The sequence below is a fragment of the Pseudomonas migulae genome (genome assembly GCF_024169315.1).
In the GTDB taxonomy this organism is placed as follows: domain Bacteria; phylum Pseudomonadota; class Gammaproteobacteria; order Pseudomonadales; family Pseudomonadaceae; genus Aquipseudomonas; species Aquipseudomonas migulae_B.
On the sequence record NZ_JALJWR010000001.1, the window covers coordinates 1,013,968 to 1,030,485 of the forward strand.

Sequence of the window (16,518 nt, forward strand, 5' to 3'; positions counted from 1 at the left end):
GTCCAGTATTCGCGCGTGATTCCATGAAAGCAGTTGATGTCCGCCCTCTTGTTCCGTCTGATGAACCCGAGCTAATGCAGCAGCTCGGCCAGCTAGCCTGTGGCTTTCCCTCACCAGGGCTCGATCACGAAGAACCTTCTTTGTCGCTCGATGAGCTTGTCGGCATGCGCGCACCCTCAATGTTCGTGGGCCGCGCAACTGGAAAATCGATGACGGGCAAAGGTATTTTCGACCGCGATTTTCTGATCATTAATCGAGCCCTGACGCCCGCCCAGGGCGATGTGATCGTTGCTCGAATTGGCAGCGAATTCACGGTGAAGACTTACACCATTTCGAACGGTGTGCCGATGCTTCAGGCCGAAAACCCATCGTGCGCTCCTATTCGCGTGGGTGATGATGAAGAGGTCGAGATCTGGGGCGTTGTGACGTTCAACTTGCACCCACTGCGAGGAGCATTTGCATGATTACTTTTCAGCAGCTTCTACAGATGAAGTGGTCGAGCGAGCAGTTGAAAATTTACATAGAAAACACCCTCACCGCCGACGAAATTATTGAGCTGAATAACCAGGGTGTAGAGCATCTCAATGCACTGAAATCGGAAATGGGCTGCCATCAACAACTCGGCCTGCTGGAACCCAAGGATGACCAATGAAAAGATTTGGACTCGTTGATTGCCACTGTTTCTACGTATCCGCTGAACGCTTGTTTCGCCCTGAATTGCTGGGCAAGCCAGTCGTCGCGCTTTCGAATAACGACGGGTGCGCTGTGAGTCGGAGTGATGAAGCGAAAGCCCTTGGTGTGAAAATGGGCCAGCCTTATTTCGAGCTTCGCGATCTCGTTGAGCGAAAAGGCTTGATCTGCGTTTCGAGCAATTACGCGCTGTACCAAGATCTGTCAAACAGAGTGATGAGCGTGTTGCGCAGGGAGGCGCCCCAAGTCGAAGTTTACTCAATCGATGAAGGGTGGCTGGACCTCAGTGGCATCCCTGATCGCGAGCTGGAAAGCTTCGGCAGACATCTCCGAGATACCGTTTACCGCGAAGTCGGAATCCCTGTTGGTGTCGGCATCTCCACGACGAAATCACTGACCAAACTCGCGAATTGGGCGAGCAAAAAATGGAAGACAAAAACCAGCGCTGTGGTCGATCTCGTTGATCCCATTAAGCGGGAAAAGCTCCTTCGCTTCGCAGACGTTGGTGAGATCTGGGGCATTGGTAGACAGCTCAATAAACGCCTTGAGCTGATGGGCATTACGAAGGCGTGGGATCTGGCGACATTCGACAAAAAAACGGTGCGTAGGCATTTCAATATCAACGTTGAGAAGACGGCCCGTGAGTTGTCTGGTGAGTATTGCTACGAGCTGGAGGAAGACGTTACGCCCAAACAGATGATTGCGTGTACGCGTAGCTTTAGCCAGAGAGTGACGACACTAGATGGCCTTCGCTCAGCAATATCGACCTTTGTTGCCAACGCTTCGCGGAAGCTGCGGGCACAAAATCAGTACGCAGCCTGTGTTCAAGTGTTCGTGCGGACTAGCCCTTTCGATACGAACAGTATGCCTTATGCCAGATCCGTGAGCATTCCCCTGGCGTATCCTAGTTTTGACACTCGCGACCTGATGGAGGCTGCACTGGCCGGATTGCAGCAGATCTATATTGACGGGCCAAAGTATGCAAAGGCCGGTGTGATTCTCTCTCAATTCTTCGACCCCGGCATGTTCACTGACGATCTTTTCGCACAGCCCAAGCGAAAAAACAGCGAACAACTAATGACAGTGCTCGACAGAATAAACATGATTCACGGGCGAGGATCTGTTCGCTTCGCGAGCGAGCCAGCTGTCGCGCCTTGGCAGATGAAGCAGCAGTTGCTTGGCAAAAATTACACAACCAGATGGGAAGACGTTATGAGGATCAACGCATGATTAACAGAGTAATGGCCAATGAGCCTGACCTGCTGAAAAAGCTGCTGAATGCAATGCAGTACCACCCAAAATCGCCGGAGGGGTTGATTGATATCGAGCGTGTCAAAGACTACGTATCAACACCGAGGCTGGCAGATTTTCATGTGCGCGGCCCACGTGGGGTCGTCATGGGAAGAGGTTATTTCGAAAAAACCGAGGAGGCTGATCCTGAGGTTCGCACGCATAATGGGGTGTCATTGACCGAAGTCGGCGACAGCTTTCTCAGCGAAAGAACGATGCTTGCTGACGGTCCACAGAAAACATATGCCATCTCTGTCTACGATCTCGAAGAGTTCAAACGAGGCAAGGATATCGTTCTGGAGGATGAAAACTCCGAGCACGATTTCGCTGATACGAATGTAGCGCAAATTCAAATCTGGCCTTTTGATCCAGCAGAGCTGTCGGAAGAACAGCTGATCCTGGCGGTCGCCATCAGCTACTCGCCTAGGGATTGGCTAGTGAATGAACGCGTAGCCGGTGCAGTCGATGGTCTCATCCGTCCACTTGGCTTCTTCATCAACTGGGACAACATCAAGTTCTAACACGGCTTCGCCGTAAGCTGGCCAGCGGGTTTGAGGGTCGGTGCCGATCGCTCTAATGAAAGCCAGGTAAACCGCTACAACCCTATCCAATAAATCTACCCTGTCAAAAACGTCTCTATGCGAAATCAACAGACCTATGGGCCATGCGAAAACCCAGATTTCTCGTAGCAGCTAACCATATCCAAAGCTTTTTTGTTGTCAAACAAGGGGTCTGAACGTGAGTGCTGATGGAGAAAAACCGGTCGATCCGCTTGCGTCAATTCGGCACATGCTGCCCAACATCGAATCTGAAAATGCTTGGCTTGGTGAGAATTATCGAGGCTGGCAAAGCTTTGCGAACGCGATCAGGGTTGCTAGCGAAGATTGCGACACTGAAATCGTCTGCCGACCTGAACAAGGCTTCTTGCGAGTCGATTGCTTCTTTGCCCCTCCGCACATTAAAACGCTTGGTTATGCCATTGAAGCAGCGACAAGCCATATTTGTCAGCGCTGTGGCGAGTACCCCGCTACCAAAGAAGTGATCGATGGCTGGGTGTGGAAGCTTTGCCAAAGATGCATCAAGCAATCACGCTGATTCTTACGCCCTGGGGACGTAACGCTGCGTCCGTTTTCAGAGGTTTGAAAATGCCAAATGAGCCTGCTCTCAGTGGATTTTCAGGAACAATTTGGTAGCACATGCCGGCGTGTGTAAGCAGATTGTTCCAGGCGTAAAAAAGCCCGTTCTGAACGGGCCTTGATGATCAACCTGTGATGCTCTTCCTGAGATCTTTGAACATCGCTCTGCCCTCATTCGCAGCAATGCGTCCATTGCGTGGACCTTCAATTTTACCTTGCCCGGTTACGTTGTCTTCCATGCATGCGCCAAGGGCTGACCACGCGGCGCGAATATCCAGCAGCTCGTCCACGGTATACAAGTCGTCACCCTTTAGCCCAGTGCGATGCTGATGCCTAAGGATTCTTGAGGAGATTTCCAAAATCGAGCTAATGATGGACTGTGCATCAACTCCATCGATTGGCCCTTTCGGGAAAGCTGGTTCGCTTCTCTGCCCCGTCATCGCACCCTTTATCAACCCTGCCTGGACTTCTATGATCGGCTCGATGATGCCGCTGAACTCACCTACTTTGGCCGATTGGTCACCTTGGGATGACCGAGTTTTCAGCAATGGTGTACCGCCAAGCTTTCCGGTAGCAGCTGACTCAATGAATGCCTTGTGAATTCTGCTGATCTGAAGGGCTCGCCATGATTCGAATTCGGAGGCTTTCTCAACGGGAATTTCTGGGTGGCTGATTGGCTCAATAAGATCGAATGAGGCGACTTGCTCAGTCGTGCTTTTGCGGACGCCCTTGAGGGGTTTCTGGTCCGCGTCGAAAGCAACAACGGCGGTAGAGACTGATTTGAGAATAACTACTCTGTCGCAGTTTTGAGTCATCCGAATATACATAACATGTTACTCCTTATTGTTGTTCTTATGCTTACAGTATAACACGTCATATTTAGGTTCTAACGCACACACATTAAAATAAGTAAATATTTTTAATAAATTTCAATGTTGCGTTATTTTGTGACGCTTAATTATCTCTGAGAACGCTCTGCTCTTTTTGAAATCAGCAAATTCATCTTCGAAAGTGCAGTAGAAAGGCATGCCGCGTTTGTGATGGTAAGCAACCCACTCTTCATGTAACAACCGAGATCCGTCCTTCCTCGGTTTCTTCCAGGCGATTTCCGTACCACGGCGCTGGAAAACAAAAAGAAATGCGAAGCCGCCCTGCTCTGTCACAGACTCATATTTACCGGGTTCGTCTTTCTCAAATGCGCCTTTGAGTTCAACAAGTATGTTGGTGCCTGGGATAATTGAGTCAGGTGTGTATCGATGCTTGCGAGTGTAATCAATCGTGAGCGGTTCGTACTCTAGGTTTACGAGATGCGTTTCAAACATTCTCAGCTCAAACCAGCTGGAGAATGGGATCGGCGGCTTCGGAATTTTGGTGATGCCATCAGGGGCAGGAGGAGCGGAATACTTAAGTCTGTTGTACTCATTAAAATTAATTAATAACTGTTGCTTTTTAACCTCCATCGCGAAGCTTAGAAGCTCTTCACGCCCGAGAGATGCTAAATTCTCTGGGATCTGGATCAATTATTGTTGGCAACTATTATTGGGAGGACATCTTACTACGTTATAATAAATTGAAAAGGATGGAGAGGCAATACTTTAACGATATATTTGCGAAAAACATTGAATATAACGTTAAGTGAATTTATAATAGAAGAATGAAACGGAGGTCCTAAAAATCCTTTTAAAGCATGATTCTGACAGCCGGAAAGACGGCAAAACGGACTTACGTTTCATCGAATTTGAAGTACAACTTTTGCCTAAATATACCTGGGCGCTGATAAACCCCGTTGTAGCCTCCGTGGGCTCCGGGGTTTTGTTTTATTTGGGGGCAAAGAAAACCGGGAAGATCCCGGCTTTGGTTACGCCTCTAGCTTCAGATCTGGCTCATCGAGACCCTTGCAGAGGATTGTCAGATACTTCATTTGCTTTTTAACCTCTTCTTCAACATCCAGCTCCATAACATCTTCCAGGTCATCCTCAGAAAGGTCGAGCATGACTGGCACATTTAGCCGGTAGGCTGTATCTGGCATTTCATTCGACGGAGCCATCTCGTCGAACTCCACTTCAAGGCCATCAAAGAAATCATCAATCGCTCGTTTGATAATAGCGAGCATCATTTTCATTATTCTTGCGACACGCTCGGCCTCAATTTCGATTTCAACCTCGCTTCTGGATTTCTTTATTAGGCGCAAATGGAACGAGGCATTGAACCCCAGGTAGCTTGAGCCTGAATCTGCATAGAGGCCAAACAACCGCCCCCGATTCTTTACGTATGATCGTACGCGTGCGTTGTTGGATGGAAGCTTGACGTAGACACGCCGTAACGCAGTCATGCCTCCAGCCTCTTGGTACGTAGGCATGGTGCTCTTTGCGTTCTGTACGAGCGTGTAAGCTGTGGGAGGTAAGCCAAGCAAGGCGTTATCACGAGTAGGGCTGTAGTTTATGCCTTCTTTCAGAATCAGCTGGTCGAATGTAAAGCGAGTGGCTTTCAGCTTTGATCCAGAGATCCATCTCCCATCTGGGCGGTTGAGTTTGAACAAAATTCCTTTAATGTGATCAGGGTTATTCGGCTCAGCTTTTACCTGGGTAAGGACTCCCCTTTCATTTAACTTCAGTACTAGCTCCGAAAAAGTTTTTGGCTTGTCTTGCTTCCACAGGTCACCGAAAATCCCTCTGAGTATTTTTGCTTGATCGCTACCCTTTCTAAACAGGTCTCCATTTTTGCCAAAGCACTGGTCAGGATTTTCAACGACCTTCAAATTATATTTCAGTTCAAGTTCTCTGCATGCCTCCCAGCCTTTTTTATATCCGTTGCTATCACTAACGATAGAGAATTGAGGCGGACGAGGCTTTCCGTTTGGAGCAACATCTCCGTGAATCATCTGCGCTCTACAAGCCACTATGTGAATGTGTTGATTGTCAGTGTCGTTGTGAACGCTAGCAACCCATTTCGCGCCTTTTCCGTAACCCATCGCCTGCATGTAGTGTTTAGCGCAGTCCAGCAATTCCTTTTTACCAAGTGACTCGCCCTCAGCGAGCGAAAGAACATAGTGCGCAAATAGGTGCTTCGAAGAGCCTTTGTATTTTCCGGCGTGACCATTCAGTTCGTTCGCAATAGGAGATGTATCGACTTCGACGGTTTCAGTTCCGTCACTGTTCGTACTGCGAATGAATGGATCGTTAGCAATTATATTTCCGCCCAAGAATTCAACGAACGGACGCTTCTCCCGATCTTTTTCCAATTCCGCAAAAATGTACGAGACCCGATTTTCCGAAGTCTCTGAATATTCCAATTGTTCATTAATCATTTGTTGCTCCTTTTTATTATTTTTATTGTGTTAGGAAGCTTTCTATTGTTTCTATCTTCGAAGGCAGCCCTCGAATTGACTCCAGTACATCTTCAGGCAGGCTGTACTGTTGAGAGAACTGGACCAATACATGACCTGAGAATGCCAGATCCCCTAAATAAGCAGCAGCAGCTTGGATGTTGGGGTTGTTCGCCGTTGAGATTCTACCCTTGCTGCAAAACTCAAGGATCTTCTCTCTAAGAAGACCAGATATCGTTGGGTAACCCAATTCCTCGCTTACGCCTTTGATTACACTGAACTCATCCTGGGTTAAATACACCTTGAATGCCTTGCTCTGACGGATTTCTTTACGAGGTGCCCCGCCCTTGTTTTTAATCAATACCTTCGACATGTCGCTCACCATTTATTATTTTTATTTTTGGCTTTTAGTTTTTTGATTTGAATTGCGCAGAACCCGGAGGGTTTGAGCAGAAGCCGTCGAACGCCCAGTGGATCGAGGAACGAGGTATCACGGGGCTGTGAGACATAGCTTGCATTTCGAGTCAATAAAAATATTATATCACTTTAGTATTGACTTTTTTGAAGCTTTATTAATTTTTAATAATTATTTTCTTGCAATCTATCCTCTTTCTACTATGCTTTGAGGAAGGTGATGGTTTTCATAGCGTAAAGTCGGCTCTTTCCCACATACGTGTTTGAGCCAGCTAACGCTGAAATGGACCAGCAGGTTGGTGTGTAGCCCCAACCTCCCTTATGAGTCATGAAAATTAGAAGTGAAGTGCATGCCTGAAAACGTAGAACTGGCATAGGAAAAAGCGGAGTAACACGATGGAAGAGCATGCACTTTCAGTAAAACCTTTGCGTATTGAACCCCCAACGTCACACCCATTCTTCCGAATGTTGCGTGGAGCGTTTGGCCAAAAGCCCTGTGATTCAAGGCTTCAGGAGGCAACAAAAATGCGCCCGAGAAAGGCAGAGACGGACAAGCTCGTAGATAAATGCGGCGTTTTGTACTGGAAATGGCAAGAGCTTCTTGAAAAAAATGAAGATGATGTCGAGGCTGAACGCCAGGGCAATAAGCGAATGGGGCGTCCTCCTGTACCTCTGAAAACCCTGCGCCAAAGGGCCGAAGTGGCTTACAACGAAAAACTAGCAGAACTGCGAGAATTCGAAAAACAGCTTGGCCGTGATGAAATCTCGGAAGCCGACATTATTGAAAAAGGCGAACGTCTCCGCGAGAAAGGCCCAGGTCGCCCAGGAATTAGCGAAATTGGCAGGAAGTTTCGCCATTTGCGCCGCAAGCTAAAACATCTGGAAGACGCTATGGCGGCTATCGATGAGACCTCATCGCCTGCCTATGACGGCCTCGGTCGTCCTGCTATGTCGTCCCGCGAGCGCGTTGCTTATTATCAGCGGGATATTGAGCAAATAAAGAAGGACATTGACGATGAGCTATCCAAAATGTCTTCCGCAGAGCGTACAAAAATCCTGCTAGACAACGCACGGATCGACCGACGCGATCTCAACATGCGGCTGAAAAAAGAACCTGACAGCGTCGATGCAATTCAGGCATTGATTGATAAACTAGATACTGAAATAAGCGCTCTCGAACAGCAACTGACTGAAGAAGATCAATCTTCAAAGGCGTTTGTCCAAGCCCCTCTGATCACTCAGGTTATCCGCTCACAGCGCGAGTACAGCCCAGGCCTACTGGAGATCGTTCGACAGCTAGAATCGCAGCTAATCGTTCCTAAGCCACCGTCTGAATTGACGCTTGAGACGCTCGAAAAATATAAAAGTGAAGTCGCTCTCGCGAACGAGTTCAACGCGACTATCCTCGGGCAAATCGATGCACTAAAGTCAGTTTGATAGAACACTAGGCCAAGGACGGCTCACCCAACACATCAAAATATCGAGATCAACAAATGTCGAAGATTGCAGAATTCAAAGCCCTCGAAGCCCAGCTCGCAGAACAAATGCGTCAGCTCGATGCCATGAAAAACGATGACGGACTGAAACGCGAAATTGAGTTCGAAGGCAAGCTTCGGGCACTGATGGCGGAATACAACGTTGCCCTGCCTGCAATCATCGGCTTGCTCGATCCCTCTGCACGTCGCAGCACTGCCAAGCCAGCCGAAGCCAAGCTGGTTCGCAAAGCCCGCGCTGTGAAGCGCTACAAGAACCCTCACACCGGCGAAGTGATTGAGACCAAAGGTGGTAACCACAAACTCCTGAAAGAGTGGAAAACCGAGCACGGCTCGTCAGAAGTAGAGTCCTGGCTTCAGTAATTCAGCCAAGCAAACAAAAAAGCGCCCTTCCTCGAATCGGCGCTTTTTTTGTGCTCAAGAAATCTCTTCGAACACAACCTCGTGCATCTGGATTTTATAACCGGAGAAAACCTTCTCTACAGCGGTGGTTGCGGTTTCCGGCGCAGGAATGAAAAAACGCTCTCGCAAGAGCGCCAATTTGTCTGCGAGATAAATTACTGATGCGAGCGTTCCAGCAGGGGAAATGGCAAATCCCCATTCGTACTCGTCGTAGTTTTTACCGTCCAGCAAACGAAGCCCATCCAGCAAGGCATTGTAGTCATTCGCTAGCTGGAGAATCTGAGTGATTCCGTCGCGTTGCTCTGGAGTGAAGTCTTCGTATTGGGACTCGAACAATTGGCGAAGGGAGAAAAAGTCGACCTTGAATGGCGAGGCTACTGGTCCGTACTCACTCAATTTCCGACCGTTCCTAACAAAAGGATCATTCCGGCGATTGTGCTCTGCTGCCAACGTCCGCAGTCCATCAAGCGCACGGTCACGAACGTCTGTAAGAATCAGATAGAGCCTTTCGAGAGTCCGTTTTTTCTGCTTCTGCTCCTTGTATCTGCCCAGAAGAAAATCGAATATGAACTTTGGCAAAAATTTAAATGCACCGAGTAGGAATGACATCACGAGCCACTTCCTCCTGCGCTTGGGCTGTAAATTGGATTCATGTCGTCTGACTTAAAGTGCCAGAACCTGGCGATTTGCCGAGACTCCGAAGCATTCAAGATGTCTGCCGCAGGTGAAAACGTGGAAGCATAAAGATGGATGAATTGAGACATTATATGGACACTGATCTGTAGTCCCGCATCAGTCATCCGCGCCTGAGTTGGGAGATCTTGCGCCTGACCGATCTGCATCGCACTGATGTAATTGCTATGCGAGTAACCGCAGAGGTAGCTGTAAACGTTATCGAAATATTTGCGATGGAATCCTGCACGGACGGCCTCATCAGCCCACGACCAGCCAACACGCCAATTCCCCTTTAGCAACTGATCGACCTGCTTGGGCGAATAAGATTTAAGGTGCTCAGATGACTGGATTAACGGCAATAGCTCAGCTTGCTGCTCACGTGCAGATGTTTGCTTAGCTCGACCCTCATCACTCGTCGCAGTGTGCTCCACCCTGTCTTGTAGGCCCGCGTACTGCCATATGCGATGCCGAAATCTTGAAAGCTCCACGTCGCCACTAAAAAGCCAATGCAATGTCAGGAACGTCTCGACGGACGCTCTCGCAAGAATCGAAACAGACCCTTGGTCAATGAACTCATATGCCGAGCCTGTTTTGCTTTGAAACACGCAGCCATTCGAAATCGTCTTCGTGGAGCACAGTTGCTTGAAAAGCTTCAAGGAAAGCGTCTGGATGTCGTTTAAGAATTCCATCCCCGGAGTGATAGGGCTGTTATGTCGCGAATTGATGACGAGAATCATCAGTTCGATCATCGCATCGAAATCATGTTCGATATCCCTTGGAAAAGGGGTCATCGGAGATACCCCTGCCCTTTCATCAGAAGCAAAGATCTGACCCACAGCTTCTTCCAAAGAGGCGTGTCATAGGCAAATCCGACTCTAGGCCTGCTTTGTGTGACAGACCTCGCAAATGCACCAATGGGCGTGTCGCGACGGATGTAGCCGATTTCGAAGTAATCGCTACGCTTTTCTAGAGCACTTTCGCCATGTTGATACAGATGGCTGTCATGAAAGTCACTTAGCTCCCGCTCCAATGGAATTGAAGAAAACCGGAAGTCAGGATCTATGAAGCCGTAGTCCGCCAGGAGAATGGGATGATCGCTATGGCTTACGACATGCATCATCGTTTCCCTGATAACCTCAGGACGTACTGTTCCTGGGCGGACAGTAAACTGGTCACGTTTTCCACGAATTTGTAGCCAGAGGCTCCAGACGCCGGTACAGGCGGCAATAACAGCCCCGATGAGCGTGATCTGCTTCGTCAAAGACTCTACGTCCATGTGCCCTCCCAGGGCCTTCGTGATGGCCAATTGTTACCAAAATGAGTTCAAAAACACATCATTAAATCTTGTTAATGGCGCCGTGTTACCAATTTGTTACCAAGAGGTTTTGAAACGGAAAACAAAAAACCCGCTAAGCCCATGGGCCATGCGGGTTTCAGAGAGATACTTTATGCTTTAATAATTAACCAGCGGGGGATTTTAAGTCCCATGCGTCTACCAGTTTCGCCATTCGGGCGGTAGCGCGGTAAGCCGTCTGAAGGCTGACAAATGAAGATCTGTCAGTTCTGACGCCTGTGCAACAGAGGACGAAATATATACATCCCGTCCCGGTGAAGCAAGTTTGCAAATGCCCATTTCAAGACTAAATCTTGCAGGACAGTGCAAATAAAAAAGCTCCGTAAATCATCGATCTACGGAGCTTGTTTAAAGTGGAGGCCGAGGTCGGAATCGAACCGGCGTAGGTGGATTTGCAATCCACTGCATAACCATTTTGCTACTCGGCCTCAAACATCTGATGTCATGTAGCACAACACCAGACGCGTACAAACTTGGAATTGGATTCGAGATCTAACTCCTTGAAAACATTGAGCTTTTTCAGCGGTCAGTGCTTTCGATGGCGTGAATTATGTACTGATTTCCCAAGGCTGGCAACCCCTTGATTTCAAAAAAAATTTGCCCGGGGCTTTGCAGGTTTCGACGCACGCTCAACGAACTCTTCCGCCCGCCCCAGCGTACCGCCGGCCCGCTTAGTGCCCACGAATGTAGTGCTCCAACTGCCGAATCAAATCGGCCTGCTCGACAATTGCTTCTTTGACCAGATCGCCAATCGACAACAAACCGATCAACTCACCGCTATCCACTACCGGCAGATGGCGCAGGTGACTGTCGGTCATGACCGCCATACAACGCTCGATGCTCTGCTGACTGTCGGCCGTCACCACCGGCGAGCTCATGATGTCGCGCACCGGCGTGCCGACCGAGGAACGTCCTTGCAGAACGACCTTGCGCGCATAGTCGCGCTCGCTGATGACGCCGACCACCTGCCCCGCTTCGATGACCGGCAGCGCGCCGACATTTTTCTCGGCCATCATTTTCAGCGCTTCAAGCACCATCTGGTCCGGCGCGATGCTATGCACGTGCTGGTTTTGCACGACTTTCAGTTTCAGCAGCTGTGCGGCTGTTTTCATGGTTGCCTCCGGTATCGTTGCTCTTTGTCGACGCTTGACCTCAAGCCACGCCGACTTCCACCACGTCGCCGTTCAGGCGTACCGGCCAGACCCGCAGCCGCTGTTGCGGATATTCCAGGCAGCTGCCGTCCTCCAGCCGGAAATGCTGCTTGTAGATCGGTGACGCAACAACGAGATCACCCTTGATGCTGCCCACCAATCCACGCCCGATGACGTTCGCCCCGGATTGCGGATCATGGTTGTCGATGGCATAGAGGCTCCTCCCCTCGGCACCCGGCAGGTAGAACAGCGCCACTTGTGCGCCATCGAGCCAGACGACAACGCCGGAGTCGCGGACCAGATCCTGCTGCGCGCACACGGTTTGCCAGACGCCGGTGTTGACCACAGAATCGATGCGTCGGTTAGTGGACTGGCTCATCAGGCAAGCTCCTCGGTGACTGGGATAAGGTTGAGTTCGGCCGCCATGATCGGGCGCCGCTGACCGCGTTCCTGGACGAAGTGGATGTCCGGGTCCGGGCGTTTATCGTTGACGAAGGTGCGGAAGCGCTTGAGTTTTTCCGGGTCTTTGAGGGCGTTGGCCCATTCGCATTCATAGCGGTCGACCACCAGTTGCATCTGCGATTCGAGTTCGGCGCCGAGCCCGAGGCTGTCGTGGATGATCACGTCCTTGAGGTAGTCGAGGCCGCCCTCCAGGCTTTCTCGCCACACCGAGGTGCGCTGCAGTTTGTCGGCGGTGCGGATGTAGAACATCAGGAAGCGGTCGATGTAGCGGATCAGCGTGGCGTCGTCGAGGTCGGTGGCGAACAGCTCCGCATGACGCGGACGCATGCCGCCGTTACCGGCGATGTAGAGGTTCCAGCCTTTCTCGGTGGCAATCACACCGACGTCTTTGCTTTGGGCTTCCGCGCACTCGCGAGTGCAGCCGGACACCGCGAACTTGAGTTTGTGCGGCGAGCGCAAACCCTTGTAGCGGTCCTCGATCGTCAGGGCCATTTGCACGCTGTCCTGCACGCCATAACGGCACCAGGTGCTGCCGACGCAAGACTTCACGGTGCGGGTCGATTTACCGTAGGCGTGCCCGGTTTCGAAACCGGCTTCAATCAACTCGGCCCAGATGTCCGGCAATTCATGCAGCTGTGCGCCGAACAGATCGATACGCTGGCCGCCGGTGATTTTGGTGTAGAGGTCATATTTCTTCGCCACCACACCGATCGCGATCAGTTTGTCGGCGGTGATTTCGCCACCGGGAATGCGCGGCACCACCGAATAGGTGCCGTTTTTCTGCATGTTGGCCATGAAAGTGTCGTTGGTGTCCTGCAACGGCACCAGCGACGCATCCATGATCGGCTGGTTCCAGCACGAGGCGAGGATCGAGCCCACGGCCGGTTTGCAGACGTCGCAACCGGTGTGGCCACGGCCATGTTTGGCCAGCAGTTCTTCGAAGGTGATCACCCCTTCTACCCGCACCAGCGCATAGAGTTCCTGACGGGTGTAGGCGAAGTGTTCGCAAAGGCTTTTGTCGACGCTGACGCCACGGGCAATCAGTTCATGCTCGAAGACTTGTTTGAGCAGACCGGCGCACCCCCCGCAGCCGGTGCAGGCCTTGGTCTGCGCCTTGAGCAGGCCGAGGTCGGTGCAGCCACCGTCGATGGCCGAGCAGATCGACCCCTTGGTGACGTTGTGGCACGAGCAGACCGTGGCCGACTCGGGCAATGCGCCCGGGCCGAGGGTCGGTGCACCTTCGGAGGACGGCAGAATCAGGCTGGCCGGTTCCGAAGGCAGGGCAATTGCGTTCTGCATGTATTGCAACAACGTGTCGTAATAGCTGTTGTCGCCGACCAGCACCGCGCCGATGACCTGCTTGCCGGAGGCGTCCAGCACCAGGCGCCGATAGCTGGCGGTGGTTTCGTCGATGAACTGATAGCTGCGTGCACCCGGCGTGCTGCCGTGGGCGTCGCCGATGGAGCCGACATCGACGCCAAGCAGCTTGAGCTTGGTCGACATGTCGGCGCCCGTGAAGGGCTCGGCGACCTCGTTGCACAAGCGTGCCGCGACGCTGCGCGCCATCTGGTAGCCCGGCGCGACCAGGCCGAAGAGACTGCCGTTCCACGAAGCGCACTCGCCGATGGCGTAAATGTCCGGATCGCTGCTCAGGCATTCGTCGTCAATCACGACGCCGCCGCGTGGACCGATCTCCAGCGCGCAATGCCGGGCCAGCGCATCTTGTGCGCGGATGCCGGCGGAGAACACGATCAGGTCGGCTTCGAGAAACTCGTCATTGGCGAAATTCATGCGGTAGCGATATTCCTCGCCCACGCTGATCGACTGTGTGGCGCGGGACAGGTGCACACCGACGCCGAGCCTTTCGATCTGCGATTTGAGCGCAAGGCCACCCATCTCGTCCAGCTGCACCGGCATCAGGCGTGGAGCGAATTCCACCACATGCGCCTCCAGGCCCAGGCTTTTCAGCGCATTGGCGGCTTCAAGGCCCAGCAAGCCACCGCCGACCACGACACCACGTCGGGCGTTGGCAGCGGCGGCGCGGATGGCGTCGAGGTCCCCAAGGGTTCGATATACCAGGCGTGAATCGCCCTCCGCGCCCTCAATCGGCGGCACAAACGGATAAGACCCGGTGGCCAGGACCAGTTTGTCGTAAGGGACGCACCCTTGCGCGGTGATCACCTGACGACGGGCGCGGTCGATTTCCAGTACCGGCACGCCCAAATGCAGGGTGACGCCCGGCGTCTGGTACAGCGAGGCTTCGCCGAGGGCCAGGGATTCAGCATCACGGCCAGAAAAGTACTCGGAAAGATGCACGCGGTCGTAGGCGCGCACCGGCTCCTCGCTGAACACGTGCAATCGATACTGTTCAAGCGCGCCCCGCTCGATCAACTGCTGGACACAATGATGGCCGACCATGCCATTGCCGATCACGATCAGCGTTTGCAATTTATTCAACGCGGCAACATTGGAATTCATAGGAAGCACCCGGCTAAAGCGGTTCAAAAAGCAAAAAAAAACGCCTGAAACCTTTCGGTTCCAGGCGTCTTTGCCTGTTCTTTTGCGGTGTTCAACCAGACGTCTATGCCTGACTCACCGATGTTGCCCACGGATCGATCGTCGTTGACCGAGGGGGCTGCCAACTCGACTGCATTCAGGGTGGGCCTGTTCGGTGTGTTGCAGTGTTTGTGCCAGATCGCAAAAGTCGCGCTCAGTGGCGGGCTTTCTGACGTTTCGACATTGAATTCACCGCGACAAAAAGGCGGCTCTTGCCTTCGCATAGTGCAGCGAGAGGCAGCACGGCTTTATAAAAGTGCACAAATGCCGTCACTAGAGATACTTGAGCCAGGCAATGTCTCGACGTCGGGCCTTCAACCCGGAGAACCATTTAACCGGCGGGTAAAGCGCAATGGCGAGCAAAATGGCCGCTATCCAGACGCCCCCTACCGACGTGAAACCAAACCACGCGCCCTGGTTCAATCCGAACAGCGCGACAGCGATGAGATACAAGATCTTCAGCGCATACAGATGCAACAGGTAGAAGAACATCGGTGCCGATCCGAACACCGTCAACGGACGCAGCCACCGGCGCGTCTGTACACGCTCAAACCACAGAAGCAGCAAGCATCCAGCGCTGACAGTCAGTGCAACAAACAGCAGCGACGGTGGATATTTGGTGATGTTGAAAAAACTCATCAGCGTTTGCAGGGCCGTCTCGCCCACGCTCCAGGGTTTTTCGCCATAACCGTTGAACAAGCGCAACGCAATGAATCCCGCCAGCCCGGCGACGCCACCGATCAGCAACAGGCGTTGACGCCCCCTGGCGTCCGCCGCTCGCCCGAACCATGGCCCCATGGCGTAACCCAGGCCGATCACGCCGATCCATGGCAGCACCGGATAGGACGTGCGCAGCCGAAAGCCGTCGGCCAGTTCGATCCAGCCGCGATCATGGAGAATCGCCCAAGGTACGTGCATCGCCGATTCGACGGGAAAGTGCAAAGCGTCCAGCAGGTTGTGCCCGGCGATGATCGCCAGGCTCAGGAGCAGCAACACCGGGCGTGGCAGCCAGACCAGTAACGACAGCGCAATCATGCTCAGGCCGATGGCCCAAATCACCTGCAGGTAGATGACGGTCGGCGGAAACTGGAACGTCCAGGCAACGTTCACGAGAGTGAACTCCAGCACCACCAGAAACAGACCGCGTTTGAACAGAAAACTGCAGACATCGGCCTTGCCGGCGTATTTCTCGCCGTACAGCCAGGCCGACAGACCGGTGAGCAGCACGAAGACCGGCGCGCACAAATGGGCGAGTGTGCGGCTGAAAAACAGCGCGGGTTCGGTCATGGCGATGTCCATGGGATCGGACACCTGTCGATGCAGGAAAAAGGTCTCGCGGACGTGGTCGAGCAGCATGAACAGAATCACCATGCCTCTCAATGCATCGATGGAAAGGAGTCGGCCGACTGCCGTGGCGGAGGAACGAGGAAGCGCAATGGTCATGGAGATTCGCAACACAAGGGGTGAATAAACGTGTCCCGCAGAACAGATGCCGGGCACCTTATATTGTTACCCTATAACATCTCCAGACAATTCTTGATCTGCACACATTTTGTAAAACTCGCCACAC

The 16,518-nt window shown here is 52.2% G+C and carries 18 protein-coding genes and 1 tRNA gene; 7 read left to right on the forward strand and 12 right to left on the reverse strand.

Going from position 1 to position 16,518, the window contains the following annotated elements:
- The first annotated feature begins 23 nt into the window (after nucleotides 1–23).
- The 5 genes from J2Y86_RS04655 to J2Y86_RS04675 all read left to right on the forward strand — a co-directional run bounded on the left by J2Y86_RS04655 (nucleotide 24) and on the right by J2Y86_RS04675 (nucleotide 3,075).
- On the forward strand, nucleotides 24–464 hold the full coding sequence (locus J2Y86_RS04655) for a LexA family protein (RefSeq protein ID WP_253428563.1): 441 nt from the start codon (nucleotides 24–26) through the stop codon (nucleotides 462–464).
- Nucleotides 461–652: a hypothetical protein gene (locus J2Y86_RS04660; RefSeq protein WP_253428565.1), complete on the forward strand. Its 192-nt coding sequence runs from the start codon at nucleotides 461–463 to the stop codon at nucleotides 650–652. Before J2Y86_RS04655 ends, J2Y86_RS04660 begins: the two co-directional genes overlap by 4 nt.
- The gene (gene umuC / locus J2Y86_RS04665) at nucleotides 649–1,920 is read left to right on the forward strand and encodes a translesion error-prone DNA polymerase V subunit UmuC (RefSeq protein ID WP_253428573.1); all 1,272 of its coding nucleotides are present in this window, start codon (nucleotides 649–651) and stop codon (nucleotides 1,918–1,920) included. The genes J2Y86_RS04660 and umuC overlap by 4 nt, the downstream gene beginning before the upstream one ends.
- A complete protein-coding gene (locus J2Y86_RS04670; RefSeq protein ID WP_253428575.1) occupies nucleotides 1,917–2,501 on the forward strand; it encodes a hypothetical protein in 585 nt (194 codons plus the stop codon). The genes umuC and J2Y86_RS04670 overlap by 4 nt, the downstream gene beginning before the upstream one ends.
- A 217-nt stretch (nucleotides 2,502–2,718) precedes the next feature.
- The gene (locus tag J2Y86_RS04675; RefSeq protein WP_253428577.1) at nucleotides 2,719–3,075 is read left to right on the forward strand and encodes a hypothetical protein; all 357 of its coding nucleotides are present in this window, start codon (nucleotides 2,719–2,721) and stop codon (nucleotides 3,073–3,075) included.
- Nucleotides 3,076–3,241: 166 nt separating this feature from the next.
- Here J2Y86_RS04675 and J2Y86_RS04680 read toward each other — a convergent pair whose 3' ends face one another.
- The 4 genes from J2Y86_RS04680 to J2Y86_RS04695 form a co-directional block, all read right to left on the reverse strand.
- Nucleotides 3,242–3,943 carry a hypothetical protein gene (locus J2Y86_RS04680; RefSeq protein ID WP_253428579.1) on the reverse strand — a complete coding sequence of 234 codons (702 nt, stop codon included), beginning with the start codon at nucleotides 3,941–3,943 and terminating at the stop codon, nucleotides 3,242–3,244.
- 102 nt (nucleotides 3,944–4,045) lie between these two features.
- Nucleotides 4,046–4,636 (reverse strand): hypothetical protein, encoded by a 591-nt coding sequence (locus J2Y86_RS04685; RefSeq protein WP_253428581.1) that lies wholly within the window; start codon nucleotides 4,634–4,636, stop codon nucleotides 4,046–4,048.
- A gap of 338 nt (nucleotides 4,637–4,974) precedes the next feature.
- A complete protein-coding gene (locus J2Y86_RS04690) occupies nucleotides 4,975–6,423 on the reverse strand; it encodes a relaxase/mobilization nuclease domain-containing protein (RefSeq protein ID WP_253428582.1) in 1,449 nt (482 codons plus the stop codon).
- Nucleotides 6,424–6,445: 22 nt separating this feature from the next.
- Entirely contained in the window at nucleotides 6,446–6,814 is a 369-nt protein-coding gene (locus J2Y86_RS04695) for a hypothetical protein (protein WP_253428583.1), read from the reverse strand.
- A 437-nt stretch (nucleotides 6,815–7,251) separates the two neighbouring features.
- Here J2Y86_RS04695 and J2Y86_RS04700 point away from each other — a divergent pair, with 437 nt between their 5' ends.
- Nucleotides 7,252–8,292: a hypothetical protein gene (locus tag J2Y86_RS04700; protein ID WP_253428584.1), complete on the forward strand. Its 1,041-nt coding sequence runs from the start codon at nucleotides 7,252–7,254 to the stop codon at nucleotides 8,290–8,292.
- Between the two features lie 56 nt (nucleotides 8,293–8,348).
- Entirely contained in the window at nucleotides 8,349–8,711 is a 363-nt protein-coding gene (locus J2Y86_RS04705) for a histone-like nucleoid-structuring protein, MvaT/MvaU family (protein WP_253428585.1), read from the forward strand.
- Between the two features lie 54 nt (nucleotides 8,712–8,765).
- Here the strand turns inward: J2Y86_RS04705 and J2Y86_RS04710 are convergent, their stop codons facing one another.
- From J2Y86_RS04710 to J2Y86_RS04745, 8 genes are all read right to left on the reverse strand, one after another.
- On the reverse strand, nucleotides 8,766–9,359 hold the full coding sequence (locus J2Y86_RS04710; protein ID WP_253428586.1) for a hypothetical protein: 594 nt from the start codon (nucleotides 9,357–9,359) through the stop codon (nucleotides 8,766–8,768).
- Nucleotides 9,359–10,216, reverse strand: a complete 858-nt coding sequence (locus J2Y86_RS04715) for a DUF5677 domain-containing protein (RefSeq protein WP_253428587.1) — start codon at nucleotides 10,214–10,216, stop codon at nucleotides 9,359–9,361. The genes J2Y86_RS04710 and J2Y86_RS04715 overlap by 1 nt, the downstream gene beginning before the upstream one ends.
- Nucleotides 10,213–10,701, reverse strand: coding sequence for a hypothetical protein (locus J2Y86_RS04720; protein WP_253428588.1), 489 nt, complete (start codon nucleotides 10,699–10,701; stop codon nucleotides 10,213–10,215). The genes J2Y86_RS04715 and J2Y86_RS04720 overlap by 4 nt, the downstream gene beginning before the upstream one ends.
- Nucleotides 10,702–11,133: 432 nt before the next feature.
- Nucleotides 11,134–11,207, reverse strand: a tRNA-Cys gene (locus J2Y86_RS04725).
- 243 nt (nucleotides 11,208–11,450) lie between these two features.
- Complete coding sequence (locus J2Y86_RS04730) at nucleotides 11,451–11,891, reverse strand: CBS domain-containing protein (RefSeq protein WP_253428589.1); 441 nt, start codon at nucleotides 11,889–11,891, stop codon at nucleotides 11,451–11,453.
- Between the two features lie 40 nt (nucleotides 11,892–11,931).
- On the reverse strand, nucleotides 11,932–12,309 hold the full coding sequence (gene nirD, locus J2Y86_RS04735; RefSeq protein WP_253428590.1) for a nitrite reductase small subunit NirD: 378 nt from the start codon (nucleotides 12,307–12,309) through the stop codon (nucleotides 11,932–11,934).
- Nucleotides 12,309–14,870, reverse strand: coding sequence for a nitrite reductase large subunit NirB (nirB, locus tag J2Y86_RS04740; protein ID WP_253428591.1), 2,562 nt, complete (start codon nucleotides 14,868–14,870; stop codon nucleotides 12,309–12,311). Before nirB ends, nirD begins: the two co-directional genes overlap by 1 nt.
- Before the next feature lie 351 nt (nucleotides 14,871–15,221).
- The gene (locus tag J2Y86_RS04745) at nucleotides 15,222–16,391 is read right to left on the reverse strand and encodes a DUF1624 domain-containing protein (RefSeq protein WP_253428592.1); all 1,170 of its coding nucleotides are present in this window, start codon (nucleotides 16,389–16,391) and stop codon (nucleotides 15,222–15,224) included.
- Nucleotides 16,392–16,518: the final 127 nt, after the last annotated feature.